The organism is uncultured Shewanella sp. (genome assembly GCF_947497935.1).
Classification (GTDB): domain Bacteria; phylum Pseudomonadota; class Gammaproteobacteria; order Enterobacterales; family Shewanellaceae; genus Shewanella.
Map to the genome: position 1 here is coordinate 48,362 of NZ_CANMIO010000004.1, position 12,966 is coordinate 61,327.

General features: G+C 43.9%; 9 protein-coding genes. 6 read left to right on the forward strand and 3 right to left on the reverse strand.

What is annotated here, in order from left to right:
* Nucleotides 1-45 precede the first annotated feature (45 nt).
* The 3 genes from Q1A86_RS05805 to Q1A86_RS05815 all read left to right on the forward strand — a co-directional run bounded on the left by Q1A86_RS05805 (nucleotide 46) and on the right by Q1A86_RS05815 (nucleotide 4,699).
* Entirely contained in the window at nucleotides 46-1,293 is a 1,248-nt protein-coding gene (locus tag Q1A86_RS05805) for a nucleoside transporter C-terminal domain-containing protein (protein WP_299804053.1), read from the forward strand.
* Nucleotides 1,294-1,613: 320 nt separating this feature from the next.
* Nucleotides 1,614-2,291, forward strand: coding sequence for a DUF2076 family protein (locus Q1A86_RS05810; RefSeq protein ID WP_299804057.1), 678 nt, complete (start codon nucleotides 1,614-1,616; stop codon nucleotides 2,289-2,291).
* Nucleotides 2,292-2,656: 365 nt separating this feature from the next.
* The gene (locus Q1A86_RS05815; protein WP_299804059.1) at nucleotides 2,657-4,699 is read left to right on the forward strand and encodes a S9 family peptidase; all 2,043 of its coding nucleotides are present in this window, start codon (nucleotides 2,657-2,659) and stop codon (nucleotides 4,697-4,699) included.
* Nucleotides 4,700-4,771: 72 nt separating this feature from the next.
* Here the strand turns inward: Q1A86_RS05815 and Q1A86_RS05820 are convergent, their stop codons facing one another.
* Nucleotides 4,772-5,137 carry a DUF805 domain-containing protein gene (locus tag Q1A86_RS05820; protein WP_299804061.1) on the reverse strand — a complete coding sequence of 122 codons (366 nt, stop codon included), beginning with the start codon at nucleotides 5,135-5,137 and terminating at the stop codon, nucleotides 4,772-4,774.
* Nucleotides 5,138-5,622: 485 nt separating this feature from the next.
* Between Q1A86_RS05820 and Q1A86_RS05825 the strand changes: the two genes are divergently transcribed.
* Nucleotides 5,623-9,204: a hypothetical protein gene (locus tag Q1A86_RS05825; RefSeq protein WP_299804064.1), complete on the forward strand. Its 3,582-nt coding sequence runs from the start codon at nucleotides 5,623-5,625 to the stop codon at nucleotides 9,202-9,204.
* Nucleotides 9,205-9,264: 60 nt separating this feature from the next.
* Here Q1A86_RS05825 and Q1A86_RS05830 read toward each other — a convergent pair whose 3' ends face one another.
* Nucleotides 9,265-9,549 (reverse strand): hypothetical protein, encoded by a 285-nt coding sequence (locus Q1A86_RS05830; RefSeq protein WP_299804067.1) that lies wholly within the window; start codon nucleotides 9,547-9,549, stop codon nucleotides 9,265-9,267.
* A 29-nt stretch (nucleotides 9,550-9,578) separates the two neighbouring features.
* On the opposite strand from Q1A86_RS05830, the gene Q1A86_RS05835 reads away from it, so the two are divergent.
* Both Q1A86_RS05835 and Q1A86_RS05840 read left to right on the forward strand, forming a co-directional pair.
* Complete coding sequence (locus tag Q1A86_RS05835) at nucleotides 9,579-10,625, forward strand: GGDEF domain-containing protein (RefSeq protein ID WP_299804070.1); 1,047 nt, start codon at nucleotides 9,579-9,581, stop codon at nucleotides 10,623-10,625.
* A gap of 226 nt (nucleotides 10,626-10,851) precedes the next feature.
* Nucleotides 10,852-11,148, forward strand: coding sequence for a DNA polymerase III subunit epsilon (locus Q1A86_RS05840; protein WP_299804072.1), 297 nt, complete (start codon nucleotides 10,852-10,854; stop codon nucleotides 11,146-11,148).
* A 101-nt stretch (nucleotides 11,149-11,249) separates the two neighbouring features.
* On the opposite strand, the gene Q1A86_RS05845 is transcribed toward Q1A86_RS05840, so the two are convergent.
* Nucleotides 11,250-12,551: an NAD(P)/FAD-dependent oxidoreductase gene (locus Q1A86_RS05845; protein ID WP_299804074.1), complete on the reverse strand. Its 1,302-nt coding sequence runs from the start codon at nucleotides 12,549-12,551 to the stop codon at nucleotides 11,250-11,252.
* Between the last annotated feature and the right edge of the window lie 415 nt (nucleotides 12,552-12,966).

Genomic DNA, 12,966 nt, shown 5'->3' on the forward strand with positions numbered 1-12,966 from the left:
GTCAATCAGCTTAATTAATCAAATAAACAATAGGTTATAACTATTATGTTTCAATCCATATTAGGTATCGTAGCGCTACTAATCGTAGGCTACCTTTTTTGTAATGCTAAAAAGCAAGTCAACTGGCGTACAGTCGGTGGCGCACTGCTGATCCAATTAACCATTGCTGGTTTTGTATTGGCCACCAGCTTTGGTGAAAGCGTACTACTGTCTTTATCAAACGGCGTAGCCAATGTTTTAGGCTTCGCGTCTAAAGGTATTAGCTTTGTGTTTGGTAACCTAGTGACTTTCCAAGTTGAAAACTTAGGCTTTATCTTTGCTTTCCAAGTATTGCCAGCAATCATCTTCACCGCTTCATTAGTTAGCTTACTGCACTACATGGGTATCATGGGCTTTGTAGTTAAAGTACTTGGTGGCGGTCTACAAAAGCTAATTGGTTCATCGAAAGCCGAGTCAATGAACGCCATTGCCAACACGGTATGTGGTCAAACAGAGGCGCCACTATTCGTTAAACCTTGGCATCCACACCTGACTAAATCAGAGATCTTTGCCATCATGGTCGGTGGTTTAGCCTCGATTGCAGGCTCTGTATTAGCAGGTCTTGCAGGTATGGGCGTTGAAGTGCGCTACTTAGTTATGGCGTGTTTTATGAGTGCGCCAGCAGGTCTATTATTTGCTAAGTTAATGATCCCAGAGACTGAGCAGCCAGTGAGTGATGTACCTGCACTGCCAGATGATGAAAAGCCATCTAACTTTATCGATGCGATTGCTAAAGGCGCAATTGCTGGTATGCAAATTGCCGCAGTAGTAGGTGCAATTTTGATTGCCTGTATCGGCTTAATGGCGATGCTAAACAGCATGATCGGCTGGGCTGGCGGACTATTTGGCTTTAAGGATGTGACTCTTGAGCTATTAATGGGCTATGCATTCTCACCTATCGCTTGGTTAATCGGTGTACCTTGGGCTGAAGCCAATATTGCCGGTAACTTTATCGCACAAAAGCTAGTACTTAACGAATTCGTTGCTTACGCAGGTTTTGCTCCGTACATCTCTGGTGAAACTGTGGTTGCAGCAACAGGCGAAGTGATGTCACCAAAGTCTGTGGCTATCATCACTGTTGCGCTATGTGGCTTTGCTAATATCGGCTCAGTGTCTATGGTGGTTGCAGCGTTGAGCACCATGATCCCAAATAAGTCTAGCTACATCGCATCTGTTGGTATGAAAGTACTTTTAGCTGCAACACTAGCTAACCTATTATCGGCGACCGTTGTTGGTCTGTTTATGTCTTTCTAAGACTATAAACGCCCAACTGAAAGTGCTTACCCTTTGATAGGGTAAGCACTTGTTTACCACTTAGCTTTTCCTAGTCCTCTCTAGCTTCCCTCTGCTTTACCCTTTCCTCTCGATACAGATTAAAGCCTAAGCAATTTTAGATAAAACTCTCTTAATCTTTGTAAGTTTTTAAAGCTGCTTGTTTGTTAATTGTTGTTAACTGATAGTTATTTAAGCTGTTGATTAGCTGATTAATTATTAGTTATACGCACTCTGTGAACCTTAGGCTAGGATGCGCGTCAAATACGTAAAGACGTATCCTTACATTTAGGAATTTGACAATGACTCCGCAAGAACAAGAACTGATTCAAAACGTAGCCGACAAACTAAAGGCTAGCCCGAACAAGCCAAAAGATGCTGAAGCTGAAAGCCTAATCAGCCAAGAGATCGCTTCTCAAGAAGATATCGTTTACAAGTTAACTCAAGCGGTACTTGTACAAGAGATGGCACTTAAAGAGCTGAAGTCAAAAAGTGACTTTTTACAGACTCAAGTTGATCACTTCAGAAAAGAATCTGAGCGTGGCGCACTAAGCCGTATGATGGGCGGTGCTAACCCAGCGCCAGTACAACCTCAGCCTGTACGTCAACCAAGTGCATTTGGTAGCTTCATGCAAACTGCAGCGGGTGTTGCAGCGGGTATGGTTGCCGGCAACTTAATTAGCAATGCACTGTTTGGTGGCGAAGAGACTGCAACTGCTGAAGCGGCACCGGAAGTCGCACCTGAAGCTCCTGCTGAAACTGAAGCGCCAACAGAAACTGCAGCTGCTGATACCGCAGCACCTGAAGATACAGGTTCTAGCTTCTTAGATGACAATTCTGGTTTTGCTTCTGAGTATGCGAGCGAAGACACTTTTGCTAACACAGGTTTTGGCGGTGATGAAAGCTTCGGCGGCTTTGATGACGCAGGTTTTGGCGATGGTGGTTTTGGCGATTTTGGTGGCGACGACGAAGATTTTTAATCTCAACTCCAGCCATAGATAGTCAATCGGTGGTAGCCAAATGCCCTTTTTAATTTGGCCGCCACTGAAATACTGTTAACTTGCTTTATCTAGATGCTTTTAGCTAAGTGCTTTTAACTAAGCGATCTTAACTCTGTTTTAGTCCACCATCGGCCATCGGCCAAACACTTGCACCACTCTGCTCCTCGCTCACAAAGCTTAAGCCTATTTTCTCCCCGTAAAGCCTCCAATTGTAACCATCTGCAACAGCCTCTTTATATTGATATCCTTTTTGTAATACTCGTGGCTATACTAGCTTCGCCAGTAACAAGCTGGCTAAAACACTAATAAAAAACTCAACAAATTGCTCCTAAGGAGAACCACTCGTGAAGAAAGCCGGGATCCTGTTATTGTCTATGCTAATGCCGATGGCAAGTGCATTTGCAGACTCAACTAAACCCCTTTCGGTTGATGTGCTGTGGCAACTTAACCGTATAGGCAGTCCAATTATTTCACCGGACGGCGACAAAATCGTCGCCCCAGTGACCCAATATGATGTGCCTGAAGATAAAGGCTCAACCCAGCTTTGGTTATTTGACAAAGATGGCGATAGCCAACAAGCACTAACAGCCAAAGGCATGCGCGCTAGCGAAGCCACCTTCTCACCGGATGGCAAAACACTCGCATTTATCAGCAAGCGTGATGACGATTCTGCAGGCCAGGTTTACCTATTACCAATGACAGGTCCAGGTGAGGCGCAAAAGCTAACCGACGTACCGGGCGGCGTTTACGGTATGAAGTGGGTAGGTAAACATATCTACTTTATTAGCCGTATTTTCCCAGGTAAGAACTGGGAGGAGATGACAGAGCAGCTAAAGGCCGACAAAGAAACCAAAGTCTCTGCCCACCAATGGACAGAGCTACCTTACTCAAGCTTTGATCACTGGATTGATGAAGACCGCGAGGCTCATGTATTCCGTATTCCTGCAACAGGCGGTGAAATCGAAGCTATCACTCAACCACTGAGTCAGCAGTTACCACGCTCATCACAAAGCGCCTCAAGCTATGATATTGCGCCAAACGAGCAGTGGATTGCCTTTACGGCTAATGGCTGGAACGCTTCAATGAAAACCCGCGAAGTTGATCCTAAGATTGATATTTTCTTAGCTAAGATCGGTAGCGGCAAAGCAGAAAACTTAACTCCAGATAATGAAGCGCCAAATAGCAATCCGCAGTTTAGCCCTAACGGTAAAACCTTAGCCTTTACTCAGCAGCTGATCCACGGCTTCTATGCTGACACATCACGCCTAGTCTTGATGGACATGAAACAGCGTCAACCAAAGGTGATTAACGACACTTGGGATCGCTCTGTATCACGCTTTGGCTGGACTGCCGACAGCAAAGGTTTCTATGCCGCAATTGATGATGCCGCGACTAGCCGCATTTATCATATCAATGCTAAAAACGGCAAAGTAAAAGCCATTACCAAAGACACTAACTTTGGTAAGCCAGTGATGGCAGAAGACGGCACTATCGTTGCCACCAACGACAGCTTTTTATACCCAGCACGCCTTGTGACCATTAACCCGCGTAACGGCAAAACGACGCGTCTAGATAGCTTTAACGATGACATTCTTGCAGATGTCGACATGGGTACTTATGAGTCGGTAACCTACAAAGGCTATAACGATCAAGACATTCAGATGTGGGTCCATTACCCTCCAGGATTTGATAGCAGCAAGAAGTATCCGCTAATGATGCTGATTCACGGTGGCCCACACAATGCTATCTCTGACGGTTTCCACTACCGCTGGAACGCACAAACCTTTGCCTCTTGGGGTTATGTCACAGCATGGCCAAACTTCCACGGCTCGAGCGGTTTCGGCCAAGAGTTTGCTGACAGCATCAACCCTGACTGGAAGAATAAGTCACTAGAAGATGTACTTAAAGCGGCTGACTGGTTTGAGCAAAAAGACTGGATCGACAGCGAGCGTATGGTCGCCGGCGGTGCGAGTTATGGCGGTTACTTGTCTTCAATTATTTTAGGCCAAGAGCACCCGTTTAACGCACTACTGATCCATGCAGCCGTGTACAACATGTATTCACAAATGTCGGCTGACTTTGCGGTGCACAGCACCCGATTTGGTCATTACTGGGAAAAGCCCGAGATCTATAAGTCGATTTCTCCGCACTACTTTGCAGAGAACTTTAACACGCCGACATTAGTGATCCACGGTCAGCTTGATTACCGTGTACCAGTTGGCCAAGGTTTTGAGCTATTCCGTACTCTGCAGAGCCGTGGTGTCGAATCAAAGATGATCTACTTCCCCGATGAGAATCACTGGATCATGAAGCCGAACAACTCTATCTACTGGTATAACCAAGTCGAAGATTGGATGACACGTTTTGCCGAGCCAGGCGGACGTTAATCAAAGTCTGTAATGAATAGCTAGAAACGAAAAGGCTGCCCATTGGCAGCCTTTTTAATTAACAGCTAACGCCTAAGCCAACTTAGGGCTCATACCCCAGCTATTCTCTTCAGCCTTACTGTCGAGCACGCAGAAAACGAATATCGTAATCACACCGATTAGTGGTACCAGTAGAATCAGTAACCACCAACCACTCTTATTAATATCATGTAGTCGGCGTACCGTAAGCGCAAGCCCTGGAATAAATACCGCTAGTCCGTATAACCCACTCAATAGCCCCATTCCAGTTTCTAAGCTCATGGTACCTAAAATACCGTCAATGAAGCTCAGCACTATGCTGAAGATGATATTGAATAGCGCAAACATCCAATATTCTTTACGTCGTGAGCGGCCACTAAAATCAAAATACTTTTTTAGGGCGAGGAGATACCAATTCATACTTACTTCCTTTTAAGTTTCTTTTAAATTCCTTTAACAACAAGCCCTGCCAAATAATGGAAGCCAGTTAAAGGCTAGTGTATAGCGACAAGAATTTATCGGTTCAAGATGAGTAAACAAATACTAAGATTGAGACACATCATCCTGATGTGGGAGGCACCTAAATCAGAAGATTTCGGTGCGGCATCCTTGTTGCGGAACTAACCATACTAACCCAAGCAATCAATGTCCAATCGTTAACATTAAAAAGCGAGTCACGTACCTGATCATCATTTTCCAATAGAAAAATAAACCTACACCACCAGACTAATTATCAAACAACTGACTTATCCAAAACCAAGCTCTATCACAAATTGACACTTTATCGACAGTAACGCTCAGCTAAACAACTGTTATAAATAGGGTAATCGGTTATGCTCAACAGCAAATAGATAGCCGCTACCTTACCGGCTTTGGAATCGATTTAGCGTTAATAGGACAGCAGTATGGACGCATTTAGCCAGCTACAAGTTATTGAATTTAACCGCCACAGCCCTGCCAGTATCGAGCAAGCCTTGCAAAGCTATCAAGCTCAATTAGAAGCGCATCAAGCCTTTGTTAGAGGCGGTCGATTCAACTTGATGTTTATGGATAACAGTAGCGGCACAACTGAACACCTACAACTGGACATGCTGCAAGATAAGCAACCCACTATGGATGCTCTCGGGCTTAATCCTGATGGCGGCCACTTAAGTAGTTATGTTGTAAGTGATGAACGTCTGCTGTATCTATCTGAAACCCTATTATTTGCCCTAGCCCTTGAGCATGATTCGCTTTACCCACAGCTGCGTAAGACTGCACAAGCTATAGTTAACTACGCCCGCTTTGAAAACGACACCAGTGAGATGTGGCTCGATGACACTCGAGTATTTGGCGCAGAACCGCTATATATGATGGCGGCCAAAGACGCTAATGATGCGATTTATTTAGCGCAGTTTTTTATCCCCTATTGGGATGATGAACATGCGGTAGGCTATGGCGATATGATGTTAAGCCTACTCAGGAAACATGGTTGGTGCGAGGCGATGATTAACGCCTTTATCTGGTGTGATAATCACAGCTTTAGGTTCGCTTTTTACGGCAGTGATTGGGAACAACCAGCCCCAAGATACCAGCCACTTGGGGATTACTTAAAAGCTAACCCTGATAAATATCCGCGCTTTATTGAGTTAGTAAAGCAGCGTTTTCACGCTCAGCCCGCACTAGTTTATAGCCAACATGACTCACTTGAAGAACAAAAGCCGATCCTCAATTTATATCTCACCTTATTTGCCGAAAGTTGTGGTAAAGACAGTGAAGAGATGAACTGCGAGCTGGCTGAACATTTCATTAATGACAGCCTTGAAAATGAGGCGATGGATCTGCAAAACCTGCTAAAGCATGAGCTTAATGGCAAACTCTGTTGTTACGCAGGCAGTATTGCCCAGCAACAAAAGCAACGAATTGAACGCGCTGAGCGTAAAGAAGCACGCGACAAGTATCTAGGCGGGCTTAAGATGGTCAGCGAATTTATGCTGAGCCTTGAAAATAGCGACGCTCTACTGTCTTACATATCTACGGGTGAAAAGCCGGAGATCCTTGATGATATTGAATGCTTTAACATCGTCCCTCATAGTGAAAAGCACGCATTAACCTTTTTTGAAGCCATCCAAGAGTCTTGCTGGGATATGGACGACTTTGAGCATGTGCGCGACAACTTCCATGAAGTGATGGAGCACCTAGCAAAAGATTTGCTGCTAGAAGTTGATGAGGATATGAGCGAAGAATCGAGCAATGGCTTTATCAACCGCGTCAGTGCTCATGCTGATATGCATTGTAATGATACGGAGCAGAGATCGGCTAACACACAACCGGCAAGCCGAGTACGCGATGCGCAAACCATGCTGCGATTTGTTGACATTTTCTATCGTTTCTTTGGCCAGCAAGCCTTTAATGACGAAATGTGCGACCTGCTTACGGGCGAGTCAGAGTATCAAGCGATTATCAGCGTTGAAGACTATTACGCTCGTTTCATGCCAAGCGATGCCACACCAAAGCTGGATTCAGGTGTAAGCAGAACGGAGCAAAAGGCACTCGAAAGCCTACTAGATGAATTTATCGACATAGGTTACAACCAAGTATCGGCCGAAATGCTCGAGCAGGCTGATGAGCTGTTTGCCAATCGCGCCTGTTTGGACTGCCAAGACTGGCCGGAAGATGAGCTTGGTATCGATACGTTATGCGCATACTTATTACTGCAAGATAAGCTGCAAAATCGCAATGATGACTACACCCAAGCGTTACATGTAAGGCTAAATGGCGTATTTGAACGTGCGGTTAACTTAATGCTCGAAAATGCCGACATCTTAGAAGATGGGCCTTTCACCGAAAAAGGCCTCAATGATACAGAGCTACAACAGCTAAAAGCTTATTTTACTGACGCTAAGCCTGAGCTAAATCTGCAACAGGTGATAGCGCTATTAAACCAACACCTGTATAGCCAAGATATCTGCCGCCAAGCATTTTTGTATTTCCCTAAAATTAGTCCTCTACAGAAAAGCTATAGCTTCTTAGATGACCACGATGATGACTATCAACGGGTGGTCCTCGCTTGCTTGTGGCTAAAGCAACTCGACATCCCTGAAGCCATTAATGCAGAGCGTATTTGGCAACTGCTGATCACTATGGCGCCTGTTAGAGTTGTTCATGTTATCGCTAAAGCCTTTAGCGAGCATAGCCGTAAATTCAAGTGTGATTCGCCGTTAGATGAAATCAACTTCTTCGATATGCTTAACAGCCATGGCATAGATAAAGCCTTCACCTTGGCCTACCAGGTTGAGCAGTTTAGCGCTAGCACCTCACGTACCGATGATTACCTTAACTTAGTGGAGTTAATCGGTGAGCTCGCCGATGAGAAGCCAGGCATGCTGGCCGCTGCAAGACGTAGTGATGCCAAGGCGTTACTCCGCGGACTCGATTACAGCTATCAACCAATAAAGCTAGATTTTCATAAGCATGCGGCGATGCGTTTTCCAAGCTTACCCTTTGCACTCGATAATGAGCTAAAGCAATGTCTGAGAGAGTTTATTCAGCTTAATACTAATTCGTGGGAAGAGGTGATCGGGAGAAAATTTAGCGACTATGTGAGCTTCTCTGGCTTTGTCACTGACGCTGGCGAGTTACCTAAAAAGTTACGATTACCATTGACATTGCATCCTAATGCCGATCTGAGTCAAACCCGCAGAAACGATAGAATGGATTGGATATGCTCCGAGATCTTGCAGCAAGTTGGCGACGAGCTACAGGTGTTAGTGGCAGACAAAGACACAGTGAAAGACGGCAACCTCTACCTCGGCGGCGAGGTGTTAATCCTTAACGACAAGGTAGACGCCCAAAGCGTTATTGATGCAGTCAAAAACTTACCTAGTCCAGAAGAGCGCCGAAACCAAGTTAACCAAAACCTATGGGCATATCTGCAAGGCGAGCTAGATTATGCTGAGTTTGCGCCGCAGTTTAATCAATATGTCAGCTATGAAACCACGGCCAATTTAAAAGAGTATCGCAGCCATGCGTTAAGCCAATATGTGTGGCTACTCGATGATGAACGCTGTGGCCGCTTAGTAGAACTACTCGCAAACCATAGCTACGCAGCCTATAAGGTGTTTACCGACGGGCTCGTAGATGGCTATATGGATCAACTCGCTTTGCAGGGAAAAATGGATTTAACTACTCGTTTAGCATGCGATGAAGATGACTATGAAGAGGCTGCGTTTCAAGCACTACTCGATTGGCTATTTAGCCGAAACGTTAAACGTGAATATCTACTGCTATATATGATCAAAAAATACCGCCCATGTATGGGCGAATATATTGCCGCTATGGCGCGCCGAGATGAAATCAAACCACTGATGTCATTCTTGCATATTCAAACCAAAGCAGCCTTAGTGGATATTCTTGCCAAGCAAGTTGATGCTGCAGAATTTATGCAGCTGTTCGCCAAAGAGAAATCGCGAAAAATCCGTGACAGAGTCGAGGCGGCATTAAGGTAAAGTAAACATTAATAATAAGGCTGAGCCATCACTCAGCCTTATTCATTTTATTTTCTTTCTCTAAGCTTTAAATGGGTCTTCACAATCGACTAAGTGACGACTCACCTCTCCCTGAAGCTCAGGATGGTTATCGAGTTCGCCACTGATGTTGTTAACCGTAATCAGCTTTACTCTTGCGCAATGGCTAACATCGGCATTGAGCTGCAACCAAACAGACATCATATTCAGTGGATTCAGGAAATAATAAAGACCAGCTTTATGCTCCCAAAGGTTGGTCCACCGGGTGCCGGTTGCTTGCTCTTTTTTACTTGGGTTGTTTGAAATCAAACAGAAATACAATAACATATAAGCAACATAATGGAGCTGGACCTAATATGGATATGGATAGCAAAGAATTAAATAGTACCTACAACTTAAGGAGGGCTGTGTTAATTGGCATGTGCACGCTTTTAGGCTGCCTGAGCTTTCTACTTGGTATTATCAACTTATCTATTGCTGCAAAGTGGATAACTCTTGGTTTTATTGAACTATTCTACGCACTGTGCTCATTCACACTGGCGGTACTAGCAGTCAAAAGAAGACACCAATTTTGGCAAGTTATCCTGTATATTTTTGCCTTAACCGCTATCGTTATTTACGCCGTATCTCTCTCAAAAACCATAGGCTCAATGATCTGCTGGGTACTGGTTTTACCCACGGTTTACTATCTTCTTTTAGGTAAGAAATTTGCGAATTTACCGGTAATTATTCTTTTCTCTGCAGTAGTTGCAGATATCATTGGTAAATATGGTTTTACCGTTAACCCGCTGCTGATTAACTTCATTTTTAGTTATCTACTTATTTGGGCGGTTTCTCATATCTACGAGAAAAACCGTGCTAATTCAGAAGCTAAATTACAAAATCTGGCACTGCAAGATCCACTCACATTAAGCTTTAATCGGCTAGCACTAACAAAGTATTTCGAGGATGTCGTTGCAAAGCAATCTCTGCAAGAGTTTGCTGATGAAGTACACCTACTGATTTTAGATATCGATTTTTTCAAGCAGGTAAACGATAAATATGGCCATGAAGCGGGCGATATTGTTCTACAACAAAGTGCCAAAATTATCAGCCGCATCGCCGGAGATAAACAGACATTTAGGATCGGTGGTGAAGAATTTTGTGTGATGATTGAAAACAAAAAACAAGATGACGCAATAGCCCTTGCTCAATTAATCAGAACAGAACTCGCACAGCATCCCTTTAAGCTCACAGAACATGAGAATATCAATATCACCGTCAGTATAGGACTTAGCAATTATCAACCAGGTATGGCGTTACCAAGTCTATTACGCCAAGCCGATCAGCGGTTATATCGCGCTAAACACACAGGTCGAAATCAAGTGATTTACCACAACGCACCACTTGCGGCTTCGGCATAACAAAAATGGGACATGCTTGCAGCAAAGGTCGCTCCTGTTCGCCTTTGTCCAAAGTAGAAGCAGCGTTAAACTAAAGCCTTTGGCCTAGCAAAAGCGCAATAGCATAGGGCTCACACCGCATTTTATGTTAAAATCCCCTATCAGCTTTATGAATGTGTAACAGATCTCATTTGTTTGACTGAAGGTAGTGAAACCCTACCAAAATAAACTAATGAGGATACGAGATATGAAAAAATTAAATGCCGAACAGCGCAAAGCCCGAGATAACGAACGTTTTTCACAACGGGTAGATGAGCGCAGAACCAAGGGCGAAGACGTTGTTGCTTACGCACTTTCCAATGCAAAAGCCTATAAGTTTCTGACTAAACCTGAGAGATACGAGCTTAAGCAAAGACAAGCCGCTCTGCTCAATGAAGTAAAATTAACAGCGGAAGAAAAGCTTAAACTTAGACAAGAGCAAGAGTTGCAACAAATTGAAGCAACATTTGAAGCCGATGAAGACGGTTCAACATCGAGCAACTAAGGCTCTGCAAACTTAGCTTAGTAAAAATCGAGCTAAGACAATAAGTAAAAAAGGGAAGTTAAACGTACTTCCCTTTTTTTATCACTTTAGCTTATTACACATTAATGTAATTTCATTCTCGGTCTCACCACACGCATTACCTTTTCAGCGCACCATAACCCGATAGTTTTAAACGTGCCGTGAATCGCCTGCTGATGCATACGGTAAAGCGAGATATACACTAAACGGGCAATCTTACCCTCTACGAACATGCTGCTTTTAGTTAAGTTCCCCATCAAACTACCAACAGTACTGTAGCGCGATAAGTTAACCAATGAGCCATGGTCGACATACACATAATCGTGCAGCGGCGCACCTTTAAGCTCATTAAGAATGTTCTTCTCGACGCACTGCGCCATTTGGTGTGCAGACTGCGCGCGCGGTGGTACAAAACTACCATCGGCTTGTTGGCAGGCACAGCAATCACCTATCACGTAAATATCGTCGCTAACGGTACTTAGTAAGTTTGGTTTAACCATAATTTGGTTAGCACGGTTAAGCTCAAACAAACCGATATCTTTGATAAAGTCAGGTGCTTTTACCCCTGCAGCCCAAAGCATAATATTGGCTTCAATCAATTGACCTTCAGAAGTCACAAAACCTGCAGCGGTCGCTTCACTAATACGGGTATTCTCCATCACATTAACGCCAAGCTTGCTCAATTCAATTCTAGCTGAAGTGGCAATCCGCTCTGGCAGCGCAGGCAAGATACGTTCGCCAGCTTCAATCAAGTGAATATTAAGCTTATCGGCGGTCATCTTACTTAATCCATAGACTTTAAGCATGTCAGTTACATGGTAAAGCTCAGCTGATAATTCAACACCCGTTGCGCCACCACCAACAATGGCGATATTAAGCTCATTAATGCTTTCTGACTGGTGCACCCGAGTAAAACTATCTAAAAGTGCATTATGAAAGCGGTTTGCTTGCTGGTGCGAGTCTAAGAAAAAGCTGTTCTCTTTAACGCCCGGGGTATTAAAGTCATTACTGACGCTACCAATAGCAATCACCAGTTTGTCATATTGAATTTGGCGTTCAGGTAACATCACCTTACCCGCTTCATCAACAATGGGAGCCACTGAAATTGACTGTGTACTTTCGTCTAAGCCACAGAAAGTGCCCAGTTGAAATTGGTAGCCATGCTTAGCCGCATGAGCTGAATACACCACCCCATCGAGTGCAGAATCAAGTGAGCCGGTTGCCACTTCATGAAGTAATGGCTTCCAAATATGAGTCCGGTTCCTATCGACTAAGATGATTTGCGCTAAGTTTTTCTTACCTAGCTTGTGACCCAATTGAGTCGCTAATTCCAAACCACCAGCACCACCACCAACAATCACGATTTTTGGATTTGCCGATCTCATTCTTTGATTCCTCACAAGGGGCTACTATTGGTCCATTGATGGCTGCAATAGAGCTAAATACTAATTTAACAATCTCTTCTTTAATGAGCATATGTTGACGGAAAACATGACCTAAGTCACGTTGAATAAATTCGTTTTTTTGACAAAAATCAGTTGATTTAACCAGCAACAACAAGAATCGCAACAAGATTTACAATGAAGTTCTACAGCATCACCGCATTAAATATAAAATATATAAACAACCGAGTTAATAACATTAAAACCTAATTACTAACCAAGGTGACAAGGAAGGCCAATACGCGACGACGAGGCCTAAATATTTGCTAGCGAGATCAAAATTAACTCAAGATAAACTAGCGCTAAAGCAAGCAAACAACTATTTTAGCCGCCCTTTTGAATCACCAATTGAACATAT